The following is a 25917-nucleotide window of genomic DNA, read 5'->3' on the forward strand; positions in this document are numbered from 1 at the left end:
TCATATGAAGATACCGTAATTATTATCAATTAGACTCTGTATCTATCTATTCGACTCTGAACGGTCAGAGGTCTCGGTAGCTCTCGGGAGCCGGACGACCGCCGACGCGCCTCACCGTCCCCTCCGGAGGCGTCCGGCGATCGCGTCGGGGAGGTCCGCGTCGCGGACGGCGCGCTCGACGGCGTCCACGTCGTAGGCGACCCGCCGGAGGTCGACGCGCTCCCGGTCGAGATCGAGCACCGCGTAGGCGGCCCTGGGGTCGCCGTCGCGCGGCTGGCCGACGCTCCCCGGATTGACGACGAGCCCCGTCGGGAAGCGTCGGACTCCCTGGACGTGCGTGTGACCGAGCACGAGCACGCGCTCGTCGCCGAGGAGGTCCGCCGAGAACAGGTCGGGGTAGACGTAGCGGTCGGGGTCCGCCGGGTGCCCGTGGGCGACGCGGACCCGACCACCGAACGCCCGGCGGGTCTCCGGCAGGGCCGCCAGCCACGCCACCTGCTCGTCGGTCAACTCGTTCCGCGCGTGTTCCAGTCCCGCGCCGGCCATCCCGCCGCCGAACGAGGCTCCCGCGGCGAGCACCCGGTCGTGGTTCCCCCGAACGGAGACGAGCGGTTCCTCGGCCGGCCCCGGCTCGGATCCCCCGTCCGATCCGTCGGCTACCCTCGCGTCGGGCGTCCACTCGCGGAGCGCCTCGACGCACTCGGCGGGGTGCGGCCCGTAGCCGACGACGTCCCCCGCGCAGACCAGCGCCGCGACGGGCGGCAGGTCGGCGAGCACCGCCGCCAGCGCGACCGCGTTCGCGTGGACGTCCGAGAGGAGGCCGACGCGCACCGTCACTCGTCGACGATCGCCGTCTCGACGCCGTCGCCGACCGTCACGCCCGCGGCGCACACCGCGTGCTCGAAGTCGGCGTCGTAGACGGCGCGGGCGGCGTCCGCGGCGGAGTCGGCGTCGAGCGCGAACGGTTCCGGCGCGTCCCGCTCGTACGTGGCGACGAGCGTCGGCTCGTCGACGCGCTCGACGAGGAGCGCGTCGCGGCGCACCGTCGCGACGTGCGCCTCGTCCTCGGCGACGACCCCCGCGATGCGCGGCGTGTCGTAGTCGTCCTTCTCGAAGTCGAGCGCGAGCAGCGAGAGCGCCAGCGCGTCCCGCGCCGGGTAGCCCATCGCGCGCTTCTCCGCGATCGGGTCCACGTGCGAGCCGTTGCCGACGACGGCCTCCCCGCCGACCGTCCGCAGGCAGTTGTACGAGACGTAGGGGTTGTCCGTCCCCGGCGCGTCCGGCGTGGGCGCGACGGTGAGCGCCCCCTCGCGCTCCACGATCCGGCGGTCGGGAAACGACCGAGAGGAGACGCGGTAGGCACCGATACCCGGTCCGACGACGACGAATCGGCCGACGTACATACGCGTGAGGCGTGCCCGCGGCGAGGTACGTCTTTCTACTCGGCGTCCCGTCGGGCGGTTCGCCCGGAATCACGAAGCTTTAATACCTCGGTCCGTTACTCGGATACTGCAACCGGAGTTCCATGGGGTAGCGGCCAATCCTGTCGGCTTCTGGGGCCGACGACCCAGGTTCGAATCCTGGTGGAACTACTCTCTTCCGTCGTTTCGACTGCGAGCGAACGACAGCCCAGTCTATCGATCTCCAGTCGAAACGAGGGGGTTCGAGCGTCCCCTCCTCCGTCTACCGACACACCGATTCGCTCATCGTCACCGGCGGTGTATCCTCCCCGATGAGCCGGGGTCGCGGATCGGGTCGGGGATCGACCGGCGGGTGGCGGGCCGCAGAGGGGGGCGTTCCCCCCGGCGGCGACGCGGAGGAGTCGGCGTCGAGTCGGGGCGACGACGTTCGCGTCCGTCCCGGCGGTCGGCCGCCGCCGATCCCCGACGTGGTCGAGTGGCGATGTCCACACTGCGGGATGCACCACCCGCGCAACGCGCCGCCGTGCAGTCGCTGCGGTAACCCGACGCTCGACCGCGTGGCCGTCGCCCTCGACCCGCCGGAGCGGGCGGCCGGCCCGCGCGAGCGCCTGGCGGAGGTCGGCCGCGCGGCGGTCCCCATCGCCGGACTGATGCTCGCGGTCGTCGGCGGTGCGATCGTGCTCTACGGTGGCCTGATCGGGACGAGCACCGCCGCGTACGTCGCCTCCGGGCGGCTCCCGTCGAGCGCGCGACTGCTGGTCGTCGCCGGCGTCGCCGTGCTCGCGATCGGGGCGTTCCTCCTGTTCACGGGGACGCGGTATCCCCCCGATCGCTTCTGACGTCGCGCGATCCCCGACGTTGAAATCCCCCCGCGGCGTGGGGGACGGTATGTCCGGGGCAGATCTCGCTTCGCAGGTGGCCGAGGTACTCTCGGTCGACCCGAGCGAGTTCCACGCGCGCGTCGACGACGAGGTCGAGGCGCTCAAGGCGGCCGTCAGCGAGGGGACCTTCGACAACCCGCAGGGTATCGTCGGTCTCGAGTACGAGTTCTACGGCGTCGACACGGAGACGGACGCGCTCAAGCGCGTCCCCCGCCCGCTGCTCGAGTACATCGGCTTCGAGAAGGAACTCGGCCTGCACAACGCCGAGATGCAGACCACGCCCCAGCCCTTCTCGGCGTACGGGCTGGACGCGCAGGCCGCCGAGGTGCGCGCGCGCCTCGACGCCGCGCTCCGCGAGACGCAGACCCACGGCATCCGCCTCGTCAGCGACGGCATCTGGACGGTCCCGCCGGTCGGCGAGACCGCCACCTCCTACCTCGCCGACAGCGTCGAGGACGACGGCGTCCGCATCGCGACGAACATGAGCGACGCGGTGCGCTACCACGCGATGGCGAACGTCGAGGCGCGCATCGAGATGAGCCTCGACGTGCCCCACGTCGCCCTCGACGCGAAGACGGTGATGCCCGAGAGCCTCATCACCTCCATCCAGCCCCACTACCAGGTGTCACACGCCCCCGACCTCCCCGAGTACCTGCGCTATGCGATCCGCATCGCCGGGCCGCTGCTCGCCCTCGGCGTCAACTCGCCGTTCCTCCCGCCGGACCTCTACGACGAGGACCCCGAGACGGTGCTCGAGGAGTGCTGGATGGAGAACCGGATCCCGGTCTTCGAGTCGATCTTCAACACCGGCGACGGGGAAAAGGTCCGCCTGCCGCCCGACGTCGACACCGTCGAGGAGGCCATCGACGACATCGCCGCCGACACGACCGTCATCCCGATGCTCCTCGACCCGAGCGGCCGCTACGACGACCGCTTCGCCCACCTCCGGCACAAGCACGGCTCCTACTGGCGGTGGGTTCGCCCCGTCTTCGACGGCGCGACCCGCTCCGCGGCCAACGCCCGCATCGAGTTCCGCCCCCTGCCGGGACAGCCGACCGTCCACGACGCCATGTCCCTCCTCGCCGTCTACGCGGGCCTGCTGGAGAGCCTCCCCAAGCGCGAGCACCCCGTCGCGTCGCTCCCCTGGGAGACCGCCGAGGAGAACTTCTACGCCGCGGTCCGCGACGGTCTCGCCGCGGAGTTCACCTGGATCACGGGCGGGGGCGACGAGACGAGCGACGCGTCGGTCGTCTACGACGACCTGCTCGAACACGCCCGAGACGGGCTCTCGCTGCGCGGTCTCGACGACGACGAGATCGAACGGTACGTCGGGCCGCTGGCCGAGCGCGTCGAGCGCGAAACGACGCCGGCGCGCTGGAAGCACGACCACGTCAGCGCCGCCGTCGAGGCGGGAACGCCCTTCGCCGAGGCCGTCTGGGGCATGCAGGCCGAGTACATCGAAAACCAGAAGCGGACGCTCATCGAGGGGTCGTTCCTCGACTGGCTCTGAGCGCCACACAGCGCCGCACGCCTTTTCCCCCCGCCGCCGTCTTCTCAGTCGTGCAACAGGTAGACGAGCGGTCGGTCGCCGGTCGCTCGATCGGTCGGACGGTCGCCCCCTTCGCGCTCGCGCTGGTCGCGCTCGCCGGCCTCGTGGTCGCGATGGGTCCCGAGACGGTCGCCGCGGAACTCGCCCGGCTCGACCCGACGACGTTCCTCGCGGCGCTGGGAATCGCGCTGTTCGCCGTCGTCGCGTGGGGCGACGCGCAGCGCCGCCTGTTCGTCTCGGCGGGCGGACGCGCACCTCTCGGGCGGTTCTCCGCGGCCTACTCGCTCGCGGTGTTCGAGCGACTCGCGCTCCCCGCCGGCCACGCCGCCGGGCCGGCGCTCATGGCCCACGCGCTCGACGACGAGGCCGAGACGGGGTTCGACCGCGCGCTCGCCGCGACGAGCGCCGCCGAACTGCTGAGCCTGCTCGCCTCGCTGCTGCTCGCGGGCGTCGGCCTCGTCGCCTACCTGCTCGCCTCGCTGCTGCTCGCGGGCGTCGGCCTCGTCGCCTACCTGCTCGCCGCACCCGCCTCGGCCGCCCTGCGCGACGTGGAACTCGGCACGCTCGTCGCGTCGGTCGTCCTGGCCGCCCTGCTGGCCGCCGTCTGGTACCGCCGGGGGACGGTCACCTGGGCGCTCGCCGGGACCGCGTCCCTCCTGCGCGGGTCCGTCGGCCGCGTCTCCCCCCGTACCTACGACGCCCTCGACCCCGAGCGCGTCGAGTCGGCGGTCGAACGCTACTACGACACCCTCGGGGCAGTCGCCGGCGACCGGCGTGCAGTCGCGCTCGCCGTGCTCGTCTCCGCGGTCGGGTGGGTCTGCTACTCGCTCCCGCTTACCGTCGGCGCGAGCGCGCTCGGGCACGCCGTGCCGCTGTCGCTCGCGCTGTTTCTCGTCCCCGCCTCGGGGCTCGCCAACGCCGTCCCCCTCCCCGGCGGTCTCGGCGGGGTCGAGGTGGCGCTCGCGGGGGCGCTGGTCGCGCTCGCCGGCCTCGCCGCGCCGGAGGCGGCCGCGGTCGTGCTCGCCTACCGGCTGTGTACCTACTGGGGGCACCTCGCGCTGACGGGGCTGGTGGCGCTGGTGGGCGTGACCCGGTGGGGGATCCGGCCGTGACGCACTCGGGCGCTCACTCGTAGGTGAGCGTCATCCCGCCGTCGTGGAGCACGTCGCCGCCGTCGAGGAAGCGCGAGTGCTCGGAGAAGCCCATCACGAACAGGTTCGCCACCTCGTAGGGCTCCATCAACTCCTTGACGCGGGCCTGGCCGAGCAGGACCTCTTCAACCGCCTCCTCGACGGTGATCCCCCGGCTGTCGGCCGTGTCCGGGAGCTGTCTGGCGACGAGTTCCGTCTTCACGTAGCCAGTCGAGACGGAGAACCCCCGCACGGTCCCCTCGCCCTCCGCCGCGATGGACTGGGTCAGCCCGCGCAGGCCGAACTTGAGCGTGTTGTACGCCACCTTGTCCCGGGTCACGTAGTGGCCGTGGACCGAGGCCATGTTGCCGACGACGCCGACCCCGTCCGGGTTCTCCCGGAAGTGGGGAACGCAGCGCTTCGAGAGCAGCAGCGGCGCGCGCAACATGATCCGGTGCATCAGGTCGTAGCGCTCCATCGGGAACTCGGCGAGCGGGGCGATGTGCTGGATGCCGGCGACGTTCGCGAGGTACCGGAGGTTCCCCTCCTCGGCCGCCCGGTCGACCATCCGTTCCACCGCGTCGTCGTCGGTCAGGTCGCCGGGGACGGCGACGATCCGCCCGGGCGAGCCGAGGTCGTCGCGTTTCGCTCGGACCTCCGCCAGCCCCTCCTCGTCCACGTCGGTCGCCACGACGGTCAGCCCGTTGTGCGCGAGCGCGAGCGCCGTCGCCCGCCCGATGCCGTTCCCCGCCCCGGTCACCAGCGCGACGTTCTCCGCCGCGAACGCGGGGTCCGGCACCGTCAGCAGGTCGTCGGGCGCGATCTCGCTCGGGCCGTACTCCTCTAAGGCTTCCTCGGCGGTCATGTCGGCCATGGTCCCGCTAGTCCGGCGAGGAGGATATATCCCGCCGACCGAGTCGCCCGCCGGCCCCCGTCCGTCACGGGTCGGGGCCGTCCCCTTCGAGCGGTCGCTTCGGGACGATCTGGAGGTTCGAGCCCTCCTCTACGACGGCGGCGTCGACCCTGAAGACGTCCGCGAGGAGTTCCTCGGTCACGACGTCGCGGGGCGGCCCCCAGTCGTACAGCGCGCCGTCCTTGAGCGCGATCAGGTAGTCCGCGAACCGGGCCGCCTGCGCGATGTCGTGGAGCACGGTGACGACCGTGACGCCCTCCTCCTCGTTGAGGCGCTTTACCGTCTGCATGACCCGGAGCTGGTGGTGGAGGTCGAGGAACGTCGTCGGTTCGTCGAGCAACAGCACGTCCGTGTCCTGGGCGAGCACCATTCCGATCCACGCGAGCTGTCGCTGTCCGCCGCTCAACTGCCCGATCTCCTCGTCCCGGAGGTGGTCGATCCCCGCGAGCGAGACGGCTCGCTCGACCGCCCGCCGGTCCTCGTCGGTGACGCTATCGAAGAACCCGCGGTGGGGATACCGCCCGTGGTAGAGGAGGTCCTCGACGGTGATGCTCTCCGGGGAGTCGTTCTGCTGGGAGAGGTGCCCGAGTTCGCGGGCGAGTTCCTTCGATCCGTACTCCCGGACGTCGCGCCCGTTGAGCGCGACCACCCCGCGGTCGGGGCGCAGGTGGTTCGAGAGCGCCTTCAACAGCGTCGACTTCCCCGACCCGTTCGGGCCGACGAGCGCCGTGATCTCGCCCCTCGGGACGACGATCCGCTCGCACTCCACGACCGGCTCCTCGCTCGTTCGGTAGCTGAGCGACAGGTCGTCGCCCAGCAGCGCCGAGTCGACGCCGACGGTCCCCTCCGATGGGCGATCAACGTTCGATCCGTCGACCGTCGCGTCCATCGGAATACCGCCGTCCTCGCGAGCCCGTTCACCTCCGTCGTCGGCGTTCTCGTCGGCCATTAGATCTCACCCAGCGTTCCCGTCCGCCGCATGAGATAGAGGAAGTACGGCCCGCCGATGAGGCCGGTCAGGATGCCGACCGGGAGTTGCCCCGACGAGCCGAAGAGCACCTGCATGCCGAGACGCGCGCCCACGTCGGCGACGACCATCAACGCCGGGCCCACGAAGACGCAGCCGAGCATGAGTCGCTTGTAGTCGCTGCCGACGATGTTCCGGACGACGTGCGGGACGATGAGCCCGACGAAGCCGACGATCCCGGCGACGGCGATCGCCCCGCTGGCGGCGACGATGGCGACCCCGGAGAGCGCGAACCTGACCCGTTCGACGGGCATCCCGAGCGAGCGCGCGGTCCGCTCGCCGAGCAGGAGCAGGTTCAGTTGCCGGGAGCCGACGAGCGCGAACAGGATCGAGAGCGCCGTCCACGGGAGCGCCAGGCGGACCTGCTCCCAGTCGACGCCCGTGAGCGATCCCGTCGTCCACGCGATGGCGGTCTGGACGACCCCGAGGTCGTCCGCGAGGAAGAACAGCCCCGTCTGGAGCGACTGGAACACCGTCCCGACGATGACGCCCGCTAGGACGAGCCGGACTGGGCTGGTGCCCCCCTTCCAGGCGATCACGTAGACGAGCAGGAACGCGATCGCCCCTCCCGCGGACGCGATCAGCGGGAGGAACGGCGCGAGGCCGCTGAAGACGACCAGCGTGAGGAGGATCGCGAGGCCGGCACCCGAACTCACCCCCAGGATGTACGGGCTCGCCAGTTCGTTGCGCGTCACCGCCTGGAAGATGGCCCCCGACACGGCGAGGTTCATCCCCACGAGGATCGCGACGAACACGCGGGGGAGCCGGATGTTCCAGACGATGAGGCTCCGGTCGTTCATCTCGGGGATCTCACCCCCCAGGAGGAACCCCTCCCAGGCCGCGGGATCGAAGACGACCTCCGGGTTGAACACGGCCAGCCAGGCCTCCTGAAGCGTCATCGTGTACGCGCCGAAGCTGACCTGCACGAGACCGCCCACCACGGTGACGACGATACTGCCCACGATCAGCGAGACGAGGGACGCGTCGATCCACTCGAACCGCGTCCCGTGTCGTCGCCGCGTCTCCCCTGCGGTGTCGCTGTCCATCTGTCTCTGCTTTCGGTAAGCCTAAACTCCAAATAGGGGTTTCGGTATGTGAGAGGCGCGGGGGTCGGGAGTACGGAACGGGGTTCCGAGGGACCCGTCACGCGGCGAACGTCGACCGTCAGAAGTCGCCCTTGACGATGTCGGCGACGCGCCCGCGATCGAACAACTGCTCACCGCTCGTGACGTCCCCGAAGACGTCGGGAAACAGCTGCTGGGCCGCGCGTTCGGTCAGGAACAGGTTGTGGATCGGTCCCTGGTAGAGGTAACCGCCGCGGTAGACGCGACCGTTCTTCACGGCCGTCAACTCGCGCCCGACGGGGTGGTTCCGCATGAACTCGAGGACCGTGTCGCGGAACTCCGCCGCGGATTTCCGCTCGTGGCCACGGACCAGGATGACCTCCGGATCGACCTCCATGAGCGCCTCGTAGTCGAGTTCGCCGCGGTCGGTCGTGCTGATCCCCTTCACGCCGGTCCCCGCAAGCGCGTCGCCGACGCCGAGGTCGCGCCACTGCTTCTTGCTCGTCCCCTTGTCGTTGAGCCGGTACGGGGAGAACGTCTCGGGTTCGTCCGTCCCCTCGTACGTGAGCAGCACGCTCGGGCGTTCGGAGGCCGGCGGGAGCCGTCGCTGCACGTCCGCGACGAACTCGTCGTGGAGCGCCTCGAACGCCCTGTACCGCTCTTCCTCCCGAAACACCTCCGCGACCTTCTCGAACGCCTGATAGAGCGTGTAGTACCGATAATCGTGCCACGCGTCCTCGCGCCGGAAGATCAGGTTCCCCACGAACGGGCCGACGTTCTCGGCGATCTCCTCGACGTCCGCCCGGTCCCAGTCGAACCAGTTGACGAGCATCTCCGGGTCGTACAGGTGAACGTCGTTGTCGAGTTCGTAGAACTGCTCCTTGGTCCGGACCTCGGGGTGTCTCTCGATCCGGTCGCGGTCGACGCTCACGCCCGGCAGTTCGTCGTAGACGTCGGTGTAGTACCGGTCGGCTCCGCCGATTCCGGTGATGCCGTCCGCCCGCCCGAGCGCGACGGCCATGTCCGCGTAGTCGCCCCCGTACGGGATCCACCGTTCGGGGACGGACTCGAACGTGACCGTCCCCATCGGCTCCATCGCCACCGAGTACGACTCGTCGCGTTCCGCGGTGTCGGTGCCGTTCGCGTCGTCCTCCGCCCCGGTCGGCGTCGACCCCTCGGTGTCGGATCGGCCGGCGCACCCGGCGAGCGCCCCCCCGACCGCGAGGCCGGTTCCGGTCCTGATGAAGCGCCGACGCGTCGGATCGGCCCGTCTCTTCTCGACCATTGGAATTAGGCTCGCCTAAACCGACATAGTCGTTTCGACTTTTAGGTGTGCCTAAACGAGTCGGTCGGGCGAACGCGAGGCGGGGACCGGGATCGCCTCGAGCGCTCCCGCGGCGGTTTCGACTACCCGGGCGGGAACGGGACGCCGCACGCCGGACAGAACGGCGGCCGGGCGTCCACCCCCTCGCCGCAGCGCGGACAGGCCCGTCCGTCGTCGGGAGAGGGGTTCGCGATCTCCTCGGCGATCGACTCGGTCCCGTCGGCGATACCCCGGAGCGTTCCGATCCCCCCGCGATCGCCGTTCGCGTCGGGGTCGTCCTCCACGCGGTTCCTCGCGAATCGCGCGCGTTCGGCCACGAACGCGTCTTCGTCGTCGGAGCGGGCGGCGAGGCGGTCCGCCGCGGGAGCGATCGAATCCGGGCGCGGCCCCGCGATCAGTCCGAGCGCCTCGGCCGCGCGACCGCGAACGAACGGGACCTCGTCGTCCAGCCGGGCGGTCAGGGCCGCCGTCGCGGCGCGAACGTCGCCCGGGTGGGCGGTCGCGACCGCGGCGAGCGCCGTCACGAGGTGGTAGCGCACCAGGTCGTCCTCCGCGTCGAGGTGGTCGACGAGGTCGCTCACGAGGTATCGAAGCGCACGTGGCTCCCCGATCGCGACGTCGGCCAGCGCCTTCGCCATCTTCCGCTCGACCTCCGGCTCGTCGAACGAGAGGCCGACGACGAGGCGGGCGAGCACCGTCGTCGAATCGATCGCGTCCGGCCGACGGCGCGCGAGTAGCCCGAGCGCCTCGGCGCTCCGGGCCCGGACGAAGTAGAAGTCGTCCCTGAGGCGCTCGGTGAGGGCGGGCGCGACCGGCGCGACGGCGCGCGGGGTGGCGGCCGCCACGTCGACCAGGTGCTTGGTCGCGGTCAGGCGGATCGAGCGGTCCTCGTCGTCGAGAAGCGGCCTCAGTAGGGGCGCGAGATGCTCGTGGAGGTCGGATCGCCCCTCGACGACCGGCTTCAGGGCGCGAACGCGCTCCCGTCGCGTCTCGAGCGGTTCCGCGTCCGGCCCGTCGATCAGCGACGCCACGGCGTCCCAGTCGCCCGCTTCGATCGCCGTCCGAACGGAGTCGGGCGGGCGCGCGTCGGCGTCGCGTCGGGGGTCGTCCTCGTCGGGAGTCGGCATCGTGCGTGCACCTCGTACGGCCTGGTGCTCGGAGCAACGACGAGAAGGTTTCCCCCGCCGAGCCGTTCGCCGTCGCGTCAGAAGTCCCCGTTGACGATGTCGGCGACGCGCTTGCGGTCGTACAGCTTCGCGTCGCTGCCGTACAGGTCGGCCGCCAGGCGCTCGGTCAGCACGAGGTTCGTGATCGGACCCTGGTACAGCCCCCCCGCGCGATAGACGTCGCCGTTCTTCACGGCCGTGAGTTCGCTCGCGACCTCGTGGCCCTTCATGAACTGGACGACGGTCTTCTGGAACTCCTCTGCGCTCTTCGCCTCCTGTCCACGGATCAGCAGCACTTCCGGATCGACCTCCAGGAGCGTCTCGAAGTCGATCGCCCCGCGACTCTCGTGGAAGTTCTTGACGCTCGTGTTCGCGAGCGCGTCCTTCACCTTGAGGTCCCGGAGGTGTTTGAAGCTCGTCCCCTCGCCGATCGTGTAGGGGTAGAACTTCTCCGGCGCGTCGCCGCTCCCCCAGACGACGGCCACCGACGGTCGCTCCTTCCGTCCCGGAACGACCGGCGCGAGGTTGGCCTGGAACGTCTCGTGGACCGCTTCGAACGCCTCGTAGCGCTCCTGTTGCTGGAAGACCTGCGCGAGCTTCTCGAAGGCCTCCATCAGGGAGTAGTACCGGTAGTCCTCGTGCCACGGGTAGCCCCGCGAGAAGATGCTGTTGCCGAAGAACGGGGCGACGTTCTTCGCGATCTCGTCGACGTCCTTCCGTTCCCACCCCTTGAACCGGTTCATCAGGAAGTTCGGATCGATGACGTGGACGTCACCGTCGAGCTTGTAGAACTGCTCCTTGCCCACGCTGTCCTGATACAGCGAGACCATCCCGCTCTTGTCGACGCTGACGCCGGGGATGTCGTCGTAGTACTGGGTGTGGTACCGGCTGGTGAGCCAGACGCCCTTGGGCGGTTCCTGCCCGAGCGCGATGCCCATGTCCGCCCAGCTCCCGTTGTTCGCCACCCACGTCTTCGGGACCTGGTCGAACGTGACCTTCCCCACGGGAGCGATCTCGACCGAGTAGGGCGTCTCCTGCCCCCCGGACGTCGACGTTCCGTTGGTCGTGTCGTTCTTCGCCTGGTCGGACGAATTGGCGTCCCCACCCTCTCCGTCGCCGCCGTCGCCCCCGGCACAACCGGCGAGCAGGCTCGCGCCGAGCGCACCGGCACCCGTCTTCAGGAACGTGCGGCGGGTCGAATCGCGGTCTTTCACCATGGGTTTTAGGCCACCCTAAATACACAAAACTATTTTGATTCACGCCGGCAGAGGCGAGAGAACGGACGGAACGTACCAAAATCAGATTAATTACGACGAAATTTTTTCACCGCAAACATCCGAATCGATAGCGCAGGCGGTGCGGTACCGGCAGGGGGTGCCGGGATCCGGTTTCGGAAGGGGTTTCTACGCCCGCCGGACTACGTCGGGGAATGCGCGACTCGGTTCGAGCGTCCGTGGCGTCGGACGGCGAGGACGAGACGGTTCGAATTCACGACGACGCGGGGGAGGTGACGGCTGGCGGTGCCACGTTCCGGTTCGAGATCGACGCCGGTGGCTCCTCTCGAGCCAGCGCGAAACCGCCGGACGGTACCGAGGAGGCCGTTCGGGCCGGCCGACGCGACCCTCGGTACGTCGGGCCGCTCGCGGAGATCCCGTCGAGTAGCACGCTCCGCCGCGAGGCGACGAACGGACGACGCGGTACGGAGATCATCCTGCGACGGGAGGGCGACCGGGTGTTCGCCTGGCGGAACTCCTGTCCCCACCGACCGACGGTCCGACTCGATCCGGGGGGAGGCGCGATCGTCGACGGCGGCCAGCTCGTCTGCCACGAGCACGGGGCTCGCTTCGAGTGCGATGAGGGCGTCTGTACGTCCGGGCCCTGTCGCGGGGACGCGCTCGACCGGATCGACGTCGACGTTCGAGACGGCGAGGTGTACCTCTCGGACGAGCGGTTCGAGGCGTGTCACCGACTCGAGTAGGCCCCCGGGGTCGTCGCCGGCCGTCGCCGGATCGGCCGGTGGCCGCCGACGCGGGCGACTACCCGACCCGACGCTCGACCGACTCGACGGCCTCGGCGGGCGTCTCGACCGCCTCGAACCCGCGGAACCCGCCGAGATCCGCCGCGCCGATGCCCGCGACCGGCCGGCCGAAGTCGAGCGCATGACCCAGTTCCGAGAGCGTCCCAGTCGCCCCGTCGACGGCGATCGCCGCGTCGCCGTTCAACACCACGAGGACGTTCCTCGCGTTCCCCATCCCCGTGGCGACGGCGGTGTCGACGTACTCGTTCGCCGCGCCCGGGTCGGTCCCGGGGAGGATGCCGACCGTCCGACCGCCGTCGCCGTCGGTCGCCGACACGCCTTCGACCCCCGCCCGCTCGTTCCGCGGCGCTTCCTCCCGCCGTACTCCGTCTCGCCGCACTCCCTCCCGCGCGTCGTGCACGCCCCGGCACGCGGCCTCCATCACGCCGCCCAGTCCGCCGCAGACGACGGTGTGACCGCGCTCGCCGAGCAGACGGCCCACCTCGCGGGCCGTCCCGTAGGTCGCCTCGTCGATCCGCCCGCCGCCGATGACGCTGACCCGCACCTCACCACTCCATGCCGCCGTTGACGGCGAGGATCTGGCCGGTCATGTAGCTCGACTCCTCACCCGCCAGAAAGCGGACGATCCCGGACACGTCCTCGACCTCCGCGAACCGCCCGAGCGGAATGCGTTCGAGGATCTTCTCCCGGACGCGCTCGGGGACCTGCTCCAGCATGTCGGTCTCGACGAAGCCCGGCGCGACACAGTTGGCCGTGGACCCCGAGCGGGCCATCTCCAGCGCGATCGTCCGCGTGAACCCGAACATCCCCGACTTGGTGGTGGCGTAGTTGGCCTGGCCGTAGTTGCCCTGCTGGCCGACGACGCTCGAGACGTTGATCAGCCGGCCGTGCTCGGCCTCGAGCAGGTCGTCGAACAGACAGTGTGTGCAGTTGAACATCCCGCCGAGGTTCACGTCGATCACGCGGTCCCAGTCCTCCCGCGTCATGTTCGCGAACGTCCGGTCGACCGTGATGCCCGCGTTGTTCACGAGCACGTCGACCGGACCGAACGCGTCGCGGACCTCCTCGCACATGGCGCGCACGGCGTCGAGGTCGGCCACGTCGGCCCGCGAGGCGATCGCACTCCCGCCCGCGTCCTCGATCTCCTCGACCACCGCCCGCGCCTCGTCCTCCGAGGAACGGTAGTTGACGGCGACGCTCGCGCCGTGCTCCCCGAGTTCGATTGCGATCCCCCGTCCGATGCCGCGCGATGCGCCCGTCACCACGCAGGTCTGCCCTGAGAGCATGGTAACACGATTCACTGGGAGGGAGAAAAAGGTGCGCCGGGGGAGTTCACGCCTCCTCGATGCGGACGGGTTCGCCTCCGCTCATCGAGTACGGTCGATCCGTCGGCAGAACGCCTCGAAGTCCTCCGCGCCCGCCCGTTCGGCGATGCTCTTCGGCGCGCCGACGCGAAATCAGGTCGTGCATCGGGACCGTCACGGTACGCTTCTCGCCCCCCTTCGGATGGCGTACTCGCTCCGGAAGTCGTCACTCGTCTGCGGTCGGTTCCAGCGGCAGGCGCTCGGGGTCGACGTCCTCGTACGCTTTGTCCAACGAGAGGAGGGGGAGACTGCGCGTCTCGGCGGTCGCCGCGTGGAAGGAGTCGAACGGCGTCATGCCGTCCTCGAAGTACGCGACCGCCTTCAGCACGACCTGCTGCTCGTTCTCGTCGCCGACCGGGACGACGTCGAGGAGATTGGCGAACAGGCGGACGTAGTTGAACTGATGGCGCTCCAGGACGAGGAGCAGCTCCAGGTACGCGAACGGCGAGGTGACGACCTCCCGCTCATCGAGGACGTCTTCGGCGCGCTCCTGGAGCCAGTCGTCGTCCTTGGCGATGGCGAGGAGAAAGTCGGTCTCGACGAACACCGTCATTCAGCGGTGTCCTCCGCCTCGCGCTTCGCTCGTTCGATGTCGTCCTCGACCTCCTGTTTCGCGCGCTGAAGCGCTTCCTCCCGCAGTTCCTCTCTCGACGTCCCCTCCAGCGCGTCCCCGATCTCGTCGCGGACGGCCTGGAGCGGGTCCTCGTCGATCGGGATGAGTTCGATTCGGTCCTCGTACTCGACGACGTGGAACTTCTCGCCGTACTTCCGCCTCAGTGTAGCGGACAGGTAGAGGCGGCCGTGCGAGTCGGTTTCGACGGACATATGCGGACGTAGGTATGGCAAGAACAAAGGAGTTATCCCAAAAATCCGGCGAACGTTCCAAGCCTACCCGTCGGCCGGGCACTCGCTCAGGTGACTACCAGGCCAAGTTCCTCGTACGGGATCTCTCCGCGGGTGAACCGGCCGATACATGGCTCTGGCCTTGTCGAGCAGTGGGGGGTGAAACGTCGATCAAACTGGTCAGTCGGTGGATTATACGTTCGTTGCCGTTTTCGCTCTCGTCATGGGACCCTCCAACGGACTCGGTGACGATCGGCTGCGCGATCGGTGAATGCGGTCTCGTACGTGGACCGATCGCGCGCTCAGAACGTCGTCGGAAACGTCGTCGAACCGTCGAGAAGAGGGCGCTCGAGCGCCGCCACGTCTCGATCGCTCACTCCCCGTCTCCGACCTGTTCGAGCCAGGTTTCGGCGCGGGAGACGCCGACTTCGGCGACCTCGGCGACGGTCTCGGCGTCGGCCTCGCGGAGGTCGGCGCGGGTCTCGATGCCGGCCTCGCGCAGGCGCTCGGCGTAGGTGGGGCCGATGCCGTCGACCGACTCGACGCCCGTCTCACCTCCGACCTGTTCGAGCCAGTTCTCCACGCGGGAGATGCCGACCTCGGCGACCTCGGCGACGGTCTCGGCGTCGGCCTCGCGGAGGTCGGCGCGGGTCTCGATGCCGGCCTCGCGCAGGCGCTCGGCGTAGGTGGGGCCGATGTCGTCGACCGACTCGACGTCCGCCTCGTCGCCCGCGACTTGGACGAACTCCTCGCTCGTCGCCTCCGCGTCCTCCGCGATCGCGGCGTCCTCGTCGGGCGCTTCGGCGGCCTCCTCGGTCGGTTCGTCGCTCGGTTCCTCGCTCGCCCCGCCGACGGTCTCCTCGACGGCCCCCTCGTCGCGCTCGACGAGTTCCGTCTGGACGCCCTCGTCGTCCTCGATCTCGATGGTGACCTCGTCGCGGCCGCCCTCGGTCGGATCGACGCGCACGTCGACGCCCTCGCGCGCTGCGGTCTCCTCCGCGGTCTCGAGGACCTCCGGCGACTCGGGCGTCGACTTGTCGTGGTACCACTCGGCGACCTTCGGCCAGACCTCGCGGTGGGAACTGGCCGACACGGAGAGGCCGATGTGGCCGGTCGGGTACTCGATCGTCGTCACGTCGTCGCTGCCCACGATCTCGTTGAACGGCTTCGACGCGCCCGGCGGGATGAGGTGATCGTACTCGCCGAGGATCTGGAGGACGGGCACGTCGATGTTCGAGATGTCGACGCGCGTTCCGTTCAGCTCCAGTTCGTTCCTGTAGAGCTTGTTGTCCTGGTAGATGTCCTCCAGGAACTGGACGTACGCCTCGCCGGCGACGTCGATGCCCTCGCTGAGCCAGCGCTCCATGCGCGCGAAGTTCTCGACGAACTCCTCGTTCTCGAGGTTGTCGTAGAGCCGGGCGTACTTCGAGACGTAGTTGGCGATGGGGTCCATCAGCGCGAACCCAACGTCGAGGAACTCCGAGGGCATGTTCCCGAACGACTCGGTGACGGCGCGCGGATCGTAGTACTCGTCGTCACCCCAGAGTTCGAGCACGCCGCCGCTCCTCTCGAAGCACAGTCCGGCGGCCATCAGCCCGAGGGCGTTGACCTTCTCGGGGTGGAGCGCGGCGTACATCGCCGCCATCGTGCCGCCCATGCAGTAGCCGAGGACGTTGATGGCGTCCTGTCCGGAGCGCTCGCGCACCACGTCGACGCAGTTCTCGATGTACCGGTTGACGTAGTCGTCGAGGGTGAGGAACTGATCGAGCCGGGAGGGTTCGTTCCAGTCGATGAGGTAGACGTCGTGACCCGCCTCGAGTAGCCGTCGGATCACCGACCGGTCCGGCTGGAGGTCGAGGATGAACGGCTTGTTGATCAGCGCGTAGATGACGAGTATGGGGACCTCGTTCTGCTCTTCGGTCTGCGCTTCGTAGTGAAGCAGTTCGAGCTTGTTCTCGCGGTAGACGACCTCGCTCGGGGTCTCGCCCACCTCGACGGATTCGATGTCGTCGAGACGCTCGTCGACGACCTCGGACTTCTCGAACGCGTCCGCGGTCGCCTCGAGGAGCTCTCGCTGGCTGTTCAGCGCCAGCGTGAACGGGTTGGGGTAGGGCTCTCCTTGTGCCATGATCTCAACTCACTCTACGAGGTCGATGAGCTTATCGAGTTTGTCTTCGACGCGCTGCTGGCGTCGTTCGAGTTCGACCAGGCGCTCGCCGACCTCGTCCACGTCGTCGCGGGTGGGGAGACCGAACCGCGTGAGCGTCTCCTGGCTCACCTCGTCGGCCTCCTGCTGGAGTTCCATCATGGTCTCGACCATGTTCCCCTGGGCGGCGGCGAACGCGCTCGTCCCCATGACCTCCTTGAACGCCTCGTTGGCGCTACGGAGCCAGATGTCGCGAAACTCCGTGAACGAGACGTCCTCGCCCTCGGCGGCGTCCACGACGCGCTCGTACATCGTGTCCGCGGCGTCGATCCACACCTCGTAGGCCCGGTTGTACGACTCGAAGCCCTCCGTGATGTCGTCCTCGTCGGGTACCGATCCCTCGATGGCGTCGGCCCACGTCTCCATGAGGCGAGCCTGGGCCTCGTAGTTCTGTTCGACCGAGTTCATCATCGCCTGATTCATCTGCTCGACCATCCGCGTCCAGCGCTGCTGTGCTTCCTGCGCGTCCATTCCGGTCCTGCGGTCCTGTGGGTTCGTGGTGTTGCTCATGGGTCCCTCATCGTGTCGCGTTCGAGCGACTCACTCGTCGCTCTGCTGAACGCGCTGTTGCATCTGCTCTATCTGCTCCTGCATCTGCTCGACCTGCTGGCGGTACTGATCGAGCTGCGTGTCGACGCTCTTCTGGAACTGCTCGGCCTGCTGCTGGAACTGCGACTGCGTCTCCTCGGCCTGCGACTCCATCTGTCGCTGGAGTCGCTCGAACTGATCGAGCGACTCGTCGAGGATCGAGACCGTCTGGTTCTCGACGTCCCTGTGGGCGTCGAGCAGCAGGTCGATCTGTTCGTCGAGGGCGTTGAGGTACTCCTCGCTGAACTCGCCGTAGCCCTCCGCGCTCTTCTCCAGTTCGTCCTCCGCGGTGTCGAACGCGTCGGCGTGGGCCTCGAGGAGCGTGCTGAACTGCTCGTCGACCGCGCGACGGATCTCGTTGACGTTGCTCCCGGCGCTCGGGACGGCCGTCGCGACGGCGTCGAGGTAGGCGTGGGTGGCGCGCCGCGCCATCTCGACGCTGCTGCGCTGGGCCTCCTCCTGCCCGTCGAGGCTGTCGAGCGCCGCTTCGTTCAGGTTGCGCTGGAAGTCGAGCGAGCGCTCGAAGGCGCGCTGGCCCTGCTTGATCGTCGTCCGCTGGAGTTCGAATGCCGTGCTGATCGGGGTCGTGTATTCACTCATTGGTGTCACCTCTGGTGCGTTTGACGGGAACGATGACCGTCTGTACGATGTCGCCTTCCTCGATGTCGAGGGCCTCGCGCTCGGCGTCCGGAATGCTGATCCGACCGGCGCTCTGGACCCGCGTCTTGAACGTCGCCGTCTGACTCATCGCCTCCAACTGCGAGGGGAACCCCGTCGCGTTGCCGTCGAGCAACCGTCGGAGGAACTCCTGCTGACGGTCGAGCGTCCGCTCGCTCGCCTCCTGGAGTCCCTGCGTGAACATCGCGGGGGGCCACATGGCTCCATCGCTCTCGTTTGACATCGTCGTTCCTAGCAAGCCACCACACACGGTTAAACTTTGCCCACCAAAACCATTCGTTACCATGGATAACCATTCGGTGGTGGGAGCCTGGAGCGCGGCGGGCGCGCTCGGCAATCAGTATAGCGTCTTCGGGACGCCTCGACGAAGCGAATAGGCCGCGGCTTTAATACAGTATGAGTAGAATAGGCACTATCACGATGAGCTCCACCTCGTACTCGCTTTTCAATACGTGGTCTCGGACCTCCGAGCACCTCTTCAATAGCGTTCTCGCGGCGAACCGCGCCGCAGCGGCCGCCTTCGGCGTACCGATGTCCGACCTCGACGGCGTCACCGCCGAAGAGCGCATCACTCCCGGCGAAGACCTCGAGGAGTGGGACGTCGACCGCTCGACGCGGACGCGGGGCGATCTCTCCGTCGGCGACCGCATCGAGTTCACCAAGACCGTCACCGGGCGCGACGTCGAGCGCTTCGCCGCGGCCAGCGGCGATACGAACCCGATCCACCTCGACGAGGGCTACGCGGACGAGACGCGGTTCGGCGGCCGGATCGTCCACGGGATGCTCGTCACCGGACTCATCTCCGCGGCGCTCGCGCGACTGCCCGGCAACGTCATCTACCTCTCGCAGGACGTGCAGTTCCTCAAGCCGGTCCGCATCGGCGACCGGGTCACGGCCGAGGTGGAGGTCGTCGAGGACTTCGACGACGAGCGCTATCGCCTCGCTACCCGCGTCTTCGACGCCGACGGCGCGACCGTCGTCGACGGCGAGGCGGTCGTCCTCATCGACGAAGCGCCGACCCCGGAATAGGCAGTAGGCGGTAGGAGAACGCAGCGAACGCCCCGAACGCCGACCGCCGCGCGCTATCTCTCGACTTACTTCTCGACGGTCAGCAACGCGACGCGCTCGCAGACGAGCGCTTCGAGGTCCGCGTCCGTCGCCGCCAGTTCCGCGTCGGTGACGTCGAAGTACTCGCGGACGCGCGCGTCGTCGTAGTCGCCGAGCGTCGCCGCGGGCGTCACCAGTTCCTCGACCGCCTCGGCGGCGTCCGCCTCCGCCCGCCGCCCGTCGCCGTCCACGACGACGACTACCGGTCGGTCCTCACCCTCGCGCACCCCGAGTTCGAGCGCCCGGTCGATCTGGCGACGGCCGGCGGCGTACAGGAGGATCTCGACGCCGCGGTCGCGCGCGATGGCCTCGCCGCGCTCCCGGGCGCGGTTCGCCAGCTCCACCGCCCGTCGGAGGTGGCGCTCGCCGACGACCATCCGCGCGTCGAACGCCTGCACGGCGCAGCCGTGTTCCTCGCCGATTGCCGCGAGCGACGCGACGAACGCGTCCACGTCCTCGACCGTGACGGTCCCCTCGACCAGCCGCATCAGAAGTCACCGAGGCTGGCCTGATCCTCGTCCTCCCGCTCGGCTCGCTCGGTGGCCCCCTTCGGCGAGACGGGCGCGGCCTCCGGATCGGCCGTGACGCCGTCCATCGAGGGATCCTCGCGTCCGGCGTTCTCGAGGATCGTCTCCGCGGTCCGCCGCCGTCCCCGGAGTGCCGCGAGCACGACCGACTTGTCCGCCTCGCGGAGGTCGGCGCGCGTCTCGACGCCGGCGTCGTGGAGTCGGCGGGCGCGCTTGCGGCCCACGCCGCGCACCCTCGCCAGGTCGATGAGTTCCTCGCGCACGCCGTGCTGGACGCGCACGCGCGCCTCCCGGATGGCCGGCGTGAGCCCCACGTCGAGTTCGCCCGCCAGGCGTTCGGCCGCCCCCAGCAACCACTCGGCGGTGTCCACCTTCCCGCGCACGTCGCCCGGACCGACGCCGTACCGCTCGGCGATGCGATCCTCGTCGACCTCGCTGGCCCAGTCTTCGAGCATCCGGGCGGTCTTGAGCGCCGACAGCCAGTCCTCGAACCGCCCGTCCTCGAACTCCGAGGGCATCGCCCCGAGGAACTCCGCCTCGCGCTCGTAGGCGAGCATCGTGTACTCCTCCCGGTCGCCCGAGCGCAGGTAGAGTTCGTACATATCGGGGGTTCGACAGACCAGGTGGTACAGCCCCATCGCCGTCGGGTCGGCGGCCCCGCGAAGCCCGTCGATGATCTCCGCCGCGCTCATCGGATCGAGGTAGAGCCGGGAGACGGTGTGTCCGAGGGTCGTCGCCGTGAGGTCGTCGCCGTCGCGTTCGAGGAACTCGTTCGCCACGAGGTAGGCGATGACGTTGTCGGTGACGGCCTCCAGTCGTCCCTGCTCGGTCGTCTGCGTCGCGTAGAGCGTCCGATCGAGAAACGAGAGCAGCCCTTCGCGCGAGCCGGCGAAGCCGGAGGCGACGGTGGCGAGCGCGTGCGTCCGCAGGGCGGGTTCGGCGGCGAGCTTCGAGCGCACCGCCTCCGGGTCGGCCCAGATGTAGCGCTCGAACAGTTCGTCGAGTTCGTCGTGGCTGTTCGCGAGCAGCAGCGCCTCGCCGTAGGGGTCGAGCCCCGGCCGCCCCGCCCGGCCGAACATCTGGTGGACCTCGAGCACCGAGAGCGGGGCCATCCCGCCGACGCTCCCGTCGTACCGCCGCCAGTCGCGAACGACGACGCGCCGAGAGGGCGTGTTCACGCCCGCCGCGAGCGTGGGGGTGGCGGCGACGAGCTTGATGAGCCGGTCGCGGAAGGCGCTCTCGACGAGCGAGCGGTGCTCGCTCGCACACCCCGCGTGGTGGAAGGCGGCCCCGCGCTCGACGCACGCCGCGAGGTCGTCGCTCGTCTCCGTGTCGCTCACCTCCCGGATCTCCGCCGCCACCGTCTCGAGGCGCTCTTCCTCCTCGCCGGTGAGCGCCGCCGCGGTGACGCCCGACAGTCGCTCGGCCGCGGCCTCGGCGTTGCGTCGGGAGTTGACGAACACGAGCGTCGAGCCGCCGTCGTCGAGCGTCTCGCGGGCGATCGCCGCCGTCGGGCGCTCGGAACTCCGGACCGTCAGCTCCCGCGTGTCGCCGTCGTCGAAGTGCAGCGCCTGGCCGTAGTGGACCCCCGTGCGGAGGTCGATCGGCCGCCAGTCGGAGTCGACCAGCCCGGCGTCGAGCCACTCGGCGATCTCCTCGGCGTTGCCGATGGTGGCCGAGAGCGCGACCGTCTGGAGGGCCGGGTTCCGCCGCCGGAGCTTCGCGAGGGTGACCTCGAGCGTCGGCCCGCGGTGGGCGTCGTCCACGAGGTGGACCTCGTCGGCGACCACGCAGGCGAGGTCGTCGAGCCAGCGCGCGCCGTTACGGACGAGCGAGTCCACCTTCTCCGAGGTGGCGACGACGACGTCGCAGGACGCCAGCCAGTCGCCGTCGGACTCGTAGTTGCCCGTCGAGACGCCGACGGAGAGGCCGTACTCCTCGAACCGGTCGAACTCGCGCTTCTTCTCGCTCGCCAGCGCCCGCAGCGGGACGATGTACAGCGCCCGCCCGCCGCGCTCGACGCTCGCGAGCATCGCCAACTCGGCGACGAGCGTCTTCCCGCTGGCCGTCGGGACGGAGGCGACGAGGCTCTCGCCCTCCGTGACGCCCTTCTCGACCGCCTCGGCCTGCGGCGGGTAGAGTTCCTCGATGCCGTCGTCGCGGAGGTGCCCCGGCAGCCAGTCCGGTACCCCCGAGACGTCTGCGACGTTCATTACCGACCCCTTGTTCGTCTCCCGATTTAAAACGTCGGAGAGGCCGCGCCGGAAGTGGAACCGGCACCGTCACCCCTTTCTCGCCCACGGATCTACCACCGCGTATGAGAGTCGAGTTCGACCGCGACACCTGCATCGGGATGTTCCAGTGCGTCGCCGAGTGGGACAGGTTCGAGAAGGACACCAGCGAGGGGAAGGCGGACCTCGACGGGAGCGAGGAGGTCGAGGAGAACGTCTTCGTCCGCGAGGTGCCGGAGGGCGAGGAGTTCGACGCGAAGTTCGCCGCGCGGGTCTGCCCCGTGGACGCCATCACCGTCTACGACGACGACGGCGAGCAGGTCGTCCCGTAGTCGCGCGCGGCTTTCGCTGACTTTCCCGAACCTCGATTTTCGACCGGACTGTGTTCAGTAGTGCAGCCGAGCCTTCTCCCGTATCGTCCTAGCTGCAGCTTCGACTTGTTCGGAAGTCGCGTCTTGGAACCCCAGCCACATTTCGAGATTGTTCATCGACCGGGCGAGCGAGAGCAACTCGTACAATTCGCGATGCTTCTTGAGTTCGTAGAGGACGGTATCCGAGCGTACATCACAGTATCCCTCGAGGATCGCAGAGCGGATGATCTCTGTATTGTCGGGGGAGTCGGGCAGTAAGCGCCACTGACCGCCGTTCAGGCTCTCCTCGATCAGCACTAGGTCGTATCCCGGGGTGACGGACAGCGAGAACGCCCAGTCGAGCATTGCGGTGATCTCGCCGGTTTCAGGATCGTGACGGACGTTCTCGAGCGAGTTATCGATGTGTCCAAGCACTGGTTCGAACGGGCCATCGAGACGTTCGATTCTCTCGCCGAATACCTGTGCAATCTCAGGGAGGAGGTCCGCAAACCGGCTGTTCTCCACGCCTTCTAATGTATTATTCGTCCACGAACGAACCTGCGCCTGCCACGACTCCGTTGGGCTGACGACGAGAAGCTGGTCAACGGATGTCGACGGACACTTCCCACGGAGCGTTGTGTCGGGATTCCGTTGCAAAAAGCCGTAGGTATCAAAGGCATCGAGATCGTGGAGTTCGGCGATGTATCGCCCGGATTCCCGCGCGACGTGCTCGAGTATTCCCTCGGAGACTGTGTGCATCTCTGTTCGCTCGATGGTCGTCCCCGGGACGTACTCCATTAGGAAGAACGGTGACGGCAGCTCGTCGTGTTCGTCAACGGCACCGTACACTTCGGATACCGGTATCGATGTGTTGGCTCCGAGGATTCGGACGATACGGGCCTCGGTATCGATACCGTGGCTCTGTTCGTCGGGACTCGATTTCAGAACGACACGCTTCTGTCCGGATGGCGTATCGACTGTTAACAGGTGGACGGGGAGATAGCCCCCCTTGGCGGGGGTGTGGTCGCTGACAGACCACGAGGGCTTGACTGTTCGAACCATCTCACTGATGGTGGTGGTGCAAATCGGTTCGTCGGCCGCGTTACTGGTCATTGATTACTGGCATCTGCGTGATCGCTCGGCGAATGATTCGATAAACAACTGTAATCCACGTGAGAAAGTAGAGGACCACAGGCCCCCCCAACGTGCTCAGCAGCCGCTCATTGGAAGGCGACTTTGCGCATTTAACACGTCGGAAGGGGCTTTCAGTTCATCAGTTACCATACCACTGAGGGTGAATACTACTTGTAACTGTTGGCGAGATCGGGTTGACTTTACGCTCTGCACAGGCTTTTCAGGGCAGGTTCTGATCACTCTGCAGAGTAGGGCTGGTACCTCACGATATATCCGGTTTTAATCCCCAGACCGGTCCGAAAACGTTGATGATGGGGGGATCCTTCTACGGTATCGCCAATGAGATGGCGTTAGAACTCGGGACAGATTCGTCCGTTCACGATATGCACTACGCGTGTTGAGTCTTCATCCCGACGTCCGGTTAGCCGACGAGGAAAGCGGTGACTTTCGGATCGTCGGTGCGACGGCGCTTCCCCACGACGTTCATCGTACAATAGGAGACGATACCGGTGTTGACCCGGTGGAGCCGCTCCCAGAAGTACGACCGACTAACGCTCTGTCTCTACTGTTAGACATGACACGTGTCCGTCGCATGCCCACCTTACTTAATATCAAACCTTAATAATTAATTGTCCCAAGGCATATTATGATTGTTCCTGATTGTCAAAATATGTCCCCTAGGGAAAGCGGCAGTGACCCACGGACTGTCGTGTATAATGGCGTTGCAGTCCCAACTACTTCTCCCGAGCAGAATCGAGACTACTGGCCCGAGTTTGAAGAAGGAACGAGCGGAGCGCTGCGCCGTGTGGTGGATCGAGGCGATGATGTTGTCGTGGTCGGCGGTGGAAAAGGGATCACGACAGTCGTTAGCGCGCGGATGGCGCGAATCGAAGGAAGCGTAACGACGTACGAGGCGAACTCGGAGATGATAGAAACCCTCCAGCATACTCTCAAAGTCAACCAGGTCTCTGATACCGTGACCCTGCACCACGCCGCTATTGGGCCCGTGTCTGAACAGGCAATAGAGATGTTTGGACCCAGTGATGGCGACCAATTCACTTCCGCTGATCTCCCTGCCTGCGATGTTCTAGAACTTGATGTTGAAGGGAGCGAGGTAGACATTCTCCGTAATATGGACTGTCGCCCGCGAGCTATCGTCGTAGAGACGCACGAACCAATCGGTGTTCCACCAGAGGACGTGGCAGAAGTACTCGAGGAAATCGGCTATGAGATCACAAATCGGACGCCTGCGGGGTTGAACAACAAACTCATGGTGCTCACTGCTGTTCGGAAACAGAACGTTGAGGGAGAATAATCTGACCGCAGGAGAACTGGTTGACTAGGGGCAACTCAAGGCTTCTGCTTCTCGATCAGGAGTTCTATTGACGGGACTGCATCGCCCCCCAAGCCGCGATTCGGGACCTACTCGATCTTCGCGTACTGATCGGCGAGCTTGTCCGCCGCCTCGCCGAACTGCTCGCGCTCGAACTCCGAGAGGTCCCACTCGACGACCTCCTCGACGCCGTTCTCGCCCAGTTTCACGGGGACGCCGAGGCCGACGTCGCTGTGGCCGTACTCGCCGTCGAGGACGACCGAGCCGGGGAGCACCTCGCCGGTGTCGCGCAGGACGGCCTCGACCATGTGGCCGACGCCCGTCGCCGGGCCCCACTCGGTCGCGCCCTTGCGCTCGATGACGTTCATCGCGGACTCCTGGAGGTCCGAGAGGATGCGCTCGCGCTCGTCGTCCTCGAACTCGAAGTCGCGCCCGTCGACGCGCACCTTGGAGAAGACCGGCACCTGCGCGTCGCCGTGCTCGCCGAGGATCGTCGCCTCGACGTTCCGTACGGGGACGTCGAACTCCCGGGAGAGCACGTAGCGGAAGCGCGCGGAGTCGAGGCGGCCGCCGAAGCCGATGACCTGCTCGCGTGGTCGGTCGCCCGTCTCGTAGAGGTGGCGGTTGAGCAGGTCCACCGGGTTCGAGGTGGTGATCGAGACGAAGTCGTCGTTGTACTCCGCCAGCGAACTCCCGATGTCGTCCATGATGGGCGCGTTGTCGCCCGCGAGGTCGATCCGGGTCTGCCCCGGCTTGCGCGGAATGCCGGCCGTGATGACCACCACGTCGGACCCGGCGGTGTCCTCGTAGGTGCCCTGCCGAACGACCGTGTTCGCGTCGTAGGCGATCCCGTGGTTGACGTCCGCCGCCTGCCCGACGGCCTCGTCTTCCTTGTCGGGGATGTCCACGAAGACGAGTTCGTCCACGACGTCCCGGAGTGCGATGTTGTATCCGGCGGCGGCACCGACCGTCCCTGCCGCACCGACCACGCTAACTTTCGTCATACCACGTAAATCTGCACGTGGCCAGCCGTTAAATGCGTC

Annotated in this window: 27 protein-coding genes and 1 tRNA gene; 8 read left to right on the plus strand and 20 right to left on the minus strand. The window is 67.9% G+C overall.

Annotated elements, in window-relative coordinates:
* Positions 1 to 111 precede the first annotated feature (111 nt).
* On the minus strand, positions 112 to 831 hold the full coding sequence (locus NKI68_RS10055; RefSeq protein ID WP_254542919.1) for a metallophosphoesterase family protein: 720 nt from the start codon (positions 829 to 831) through the stop codon (positions 112 to 114).
* A 2-nt stretch (positions 832 to 833) separates the two neighbouring features.
* Positions 834 to 1403, minus strand: a complete 570-nt coding sequence (locus NKI68_RS10060) for an IMP cyclohydrolase (RefSeq protein WP_254542920.1) — start codon at positions 1401 to 1403, stop codon at positions 834 to 836.
* A gap of 116 nt (positions 1404 to 1519) precedes the next feature.
* Here NKI68_RS10060 and NKI68_RS10065 point away from each other — a divergent pair.
* The 4 genes from NKI68_RS10065 (at position 1520) to NKI68_RS10080 (ending at position 4963) form a co-directional block, all read left to right on the plus strand.
* Positions 1520 to 1592: transfer RNA gene (locus NKI68_RS10065), tRNA-Gln, on the plus strand.
* Positions 1593 to 1732: 140 nt separating this feature from the next.
* Complete coding sequence (locus NKI68_RS10070; RefSeq protein WP_254542921.1) at positions 1733 to 2260, plus strand: zinc finger Ran-binding domain-containing protein; 528 nt, start codon at positions 1733 to 1735, stop codon at positions 2258 to 2260.
* A 49-nt stretch (positions 2261 to 2309) separates the two neighbouring features.
* Complete coding sequence (locus NKI68_RS10075; RefSeq protein WP_254542922.1) at positions 2310 to 3812, plus strand: glutamate-cysteine ligase family protein; 1503 nt, start codon at positions 2310 to 2312, stop codon at positions 3810 to 3812.
* Between the two features lie 50 nt (positions 3813 to 3862).
* A complete protein-coding gene (locus NKI68_RS10080; RefSeq protein ID WP_254542923.1) occupies positions 3863 to 4963 on the plus strand; it encodes a flippase-like domain-containing protein in 1101 nt (366 codons plus the stop codon).
* A gap of 13 nt (positions 4964 to 4976) precedes the next feature.
* On the opposite strand, the gene NKI68_RS10085 is transcribed toward NKI68_RS10080, so the two are convergent.
* From NKI68_RS10085 to NKI68_RS10110, 6 genes are all read right to left on the minus strand, one after another.
* On the minus strand, positions 4977 to 5855 hold the full coding sequence (locus NKI68_RS10085) for an SDR family oxidoreductase (protein WP_254542924.1): 879 nt from the start codon (positions 5853 to 5855) through the stop codon (positions 4977 to 4979).
* A 64-nt stretch (positions 5856 to 5919) separates the two neighbouring features.
* On the minus strand, positions 5920 to 6783 hold the full coding sequence (locus NKI68_RS10090; RefSeq protein ID WP_368410946.1) for an ABC transporter ATP-binding protein: 864 nt from the start codon (positions 6781 to 6783) through the stop codon (positions 5920 to 5922).
* A 59-nt stretch (positions 6784 to 6842) separates the two neighbouring features.
* Positions 6843 to 7967 (minus strand): FecCD family ABC transporter permease, encoded by a 1125-nt coding sequence (locus NKI68_RS10095; protein WP_254542926.1) that lies wholly within the window; start codon positions 7965 to 7967, stop codon positions 6843 to 6845.
* 118 nt (positions 7968 to 8085) lie between these two features.
* The gene (locus NKI68_RS10100) at positions 8086 to 9270 is read right to left on the minus strand and encodes an ABC transporter substrate-binding protein (RefSeq protein WP_254542927.1); all 1185 of its coding nucleotides are present in this window, start codon (positions 9268 to 9270) and stop codon (positions 8086 to 8088) included.
* A gap of 122 nt (positions 9271 to 9392) precedes the next feature.
* Positions 9393 to 10436, minus strand: coding sequence for a HEAT repeat domain-containing protein (locus NKI68_RS10105; RefSeq protein WP_254542928.1), 1044 nt, complete (start codon positions 10434 to 10436; stop codon positions 9393 to 9395).
* Between the two features lie 77 nt (positions 10437 to 10513).
* Positions 10514 to 11692: an ABC transporter substrate-binding protein gene (locus NKI68_RS10110; RefSeq protein WP_254542929.1), complete on the minus strand. Its 1179-nt coding sequence runs from the start codon at positions 11690 to 11692 to the stop codon at positions 10514 to 10516.
* Between the two features lie 212 nt (positions 11693 to 11904).
* Between NKI68_RS10110 and NKI68_RS10115 the strand changes: the two genes are divergently transcribed.
* Positions 11905 to 12453, plus strand: a complete 549-nt coding sequence (locus NKI68_RS10115) for a Rieske (2Fe-2S) protein (RefSeq protein WP_254542930.1) — start codon at positions 11905 to 11907, stop codon at positions 12451 to 12453.
* Between the two features lie 58 nt (positions 12454 to 12511).
* On the opposite strand, the gene NKI68_RS10120 is transcribed toward NKI68_RS10115, so the two are convergent.
* The 8 genes from NKI68_RS10120 to NKI68_RS10155 form a co-directional block, all read right to left on the minus strand.
* Complete coding sequence (locus NKI68_RS10120) at positions 12512 to 13057, minus strand: SLOG cluster 4 domain-containing protein (protein WP_254542931.1); 546 nt, start codon at positions 13055 to 13057, stop codon at positions 12512 to 12514.
* 1 nt (position 13058) lies between these two features.
* The gene (locus NKI68_RS10125) at positions 13059 to 13799 is read right to left on the minus strand and encodes a beta-ketoacyl-ACP reductase (RefSeq protein WP_254542932.1); all 741 of its coding nucleotides are present in this window, start codon (positions 13797 to 13799) and stop codon (positions 13059 to 13061) included.
* 244 nt (positions 13800 to 14043) lie between these two features.
* A complete protein-coding gene (locus tag NKI68_RS10130; RefSeq protein ID WP_254542933.1) occupies positions 14044 to 14430 on the minus strand; it encodes a PIN domain-containing protein in 387 nt (128 codons plus the stop codon).
* On the minus strand, positions 14427 to 14702 hold the full coding sequence (locus NKI68_RS10135; RefSeq protein WP_254542934.1) for an AbrB/MazE/SpoVT family DNA-binding domain-containing protein: 276 nt from the start codon (positions 14700 to 14702) through the stop codon (positions 14427 to 14429). Before NKI68_RS10135 ends, NKI68_RS10130 begins: the two co-directional genes overlap by 4 nt.
* Positions 14703 to 15093: 391 nt before the next feature.
* On the minus strand, positions 15094 to 16848 hold the full coding sequence (phaC, locus tag NKI68_RS10140) for a class III poly(R)-hydroxyalkanoic acid synthase subunit PhaC (RefSeq protein ID WP_254542935.1): 1755 nt from the start codon (positions 16846 to 16848) through the stop codon (positions 15094 to 15096).
* A 9-nt stretch (positions 16849 to 16857) separates the two neighbouring features.
* Positions 16858 to 17436, minus strand: coding sequence for a poly(R)-hydroxyalkanoic acid synthase subunit PhaE (locus NKI68_RS10145; protein WP_438267774.1), 579 nt, complete (start codon positions 17434 to 17436; stop codon positions 16858 to 16860).
* A 30-nt stretch (positions 17437 to 17466) separates the two neighbouring features.
* A complete protein-coding gene (locus NKI68_RS10150; protein ID WP_254542936.1) occupies positions 17467 to 18114 on the minus strand; it encodes a hypothetical protein in 648 nt (215 codons plus the stop codon).
* The gene (locus NKI68_RS10155) at positions 18107 to 18415 is read right to left on the minus strand and encodes an AbrB/MazE/SpoVT family DNA-binding domain-containing protein (protein WP_254542937.1); all 309 of its coding nucleotides are present in this window, start codon (positions 18413 to 18415) and stop codon (positions 18107 to 18109) included. Before NKI68_RS10155 ends, NKI68_RS10150 begins: the two co-directional genes overlap by 8 nt.
* Positions 18416 to 18612: 197 nt before the next feature.
* Here NKI68_RS10155 and NKI68_RS10160 point away from each other — a divergent pair, with 197 nt between their 5' ends.
* The gene (locus NKI68_RS10160; RefSeq protein ID WP_254542938.1) at positions 18613 to 19221 is read left to right on the plus strand and encodes a MaoC family dehydratase; all 609 of its coding nucleotides are present in this window, start codon (positions 18613 to 18615) and stop codon (positions 19219 to 19221) included.
* A gap of 65 nt (positions 19222 to 19286) precedes the next feature.
* Here NKI68_RS10160 and cgi121 read toward each other — a convergent pair whose 3' ends face one another.
* Entirely contained in the window at positions 19287 to 19787 is a 501-nt protein-coding gene (gene cgi121 / locus NKI68_RS10165; protein WP_254542939.1) for a KEOPS complex subunit Cgi121, read from the minus strand.
* Complete coding sequence (locus NKI68_RS10170; RefSeq protein ID WP_254542940.1) at positions 19787 to 22039, minus strand: ATP-dependent DNA helicase; 2253 nt, start codon at positions 22037 to 22039, stop codon at positions 19787 to 19789. Before NKI68_RS10170 ends, cgi121 begins: the two co-directional genes overlap by 1 nt.
* A gap of 104 nt (positions 22040 to 22143) precedes the next feature.
* Between NKI68_RS10170 and NKI68_RS10175 the strand changes: the two genes are divergently transcribed.
* Positions 22144 to 22389, plus strand: a complete 246-nt coding sequence (locus NKI68_RS10175) for a ferredoxin (protein ID WP_254542941.1) — start codon at positions 22144 to 22146, stop codon at positions 22387 to 22389.
* 54 nt (positions 22390 to 22443) lie between these two features.
* Here NKI68_RS10175 and NKI68_RS10180 read toward each other — a convergent pair whose 3' ends face one another.
* Positions 22444 to 23520: a phosphotransferase family protein gene (locus tag NKI68_RS10180; RefSeq protein WP_254542942.1), complete on the minus strand. Its 1077-nt coding sequence runs from the start codon at positions 23518 to 23520 to the stop codon at positions 22444 to 22446.
* 691 nt (positions 23521 to 24211) lie between these two features.
* Here NKI68_RS10180 and NKI68_RS10185 point away from each other — a divergent pair.
* Positions 24212 to 24856, plus strand: a complete 645-nt coding sequence (locus NKI68_RS10185) for a class I SAM-dependent methyltransferase (RefSeq protein ID WP_254542943.1) — start codon at positions 24212 to 24214, stop codon at positions 24854 to 24856.
* A 107-nt stretch (positions 24857 to 24963) separates the two neighbouring features.
* Here the strand turns inward: NKI68_RS10185 and mdh are convergent, their stop codons facing one another.
* Entirely contained in the window at positions 24964 to 25878 is a 915-nt protein-coding gene (gene mdh / locus NKI68_RS10190; RefSeq protein WP_254542944.1) for a malate dehydrogenase, read from the minus strand.
* Positions 25879 to 25917 lie beyond the last annotated feature (39 nt).

This window comes from Halomarina pelagica (assembly GCF_024228315.1).
GTDB lineage: Archaea > Halobacteriota > Halobacteria > Halobacteriales > Haloarculaceae > Halomarina > Halomarina pelagica.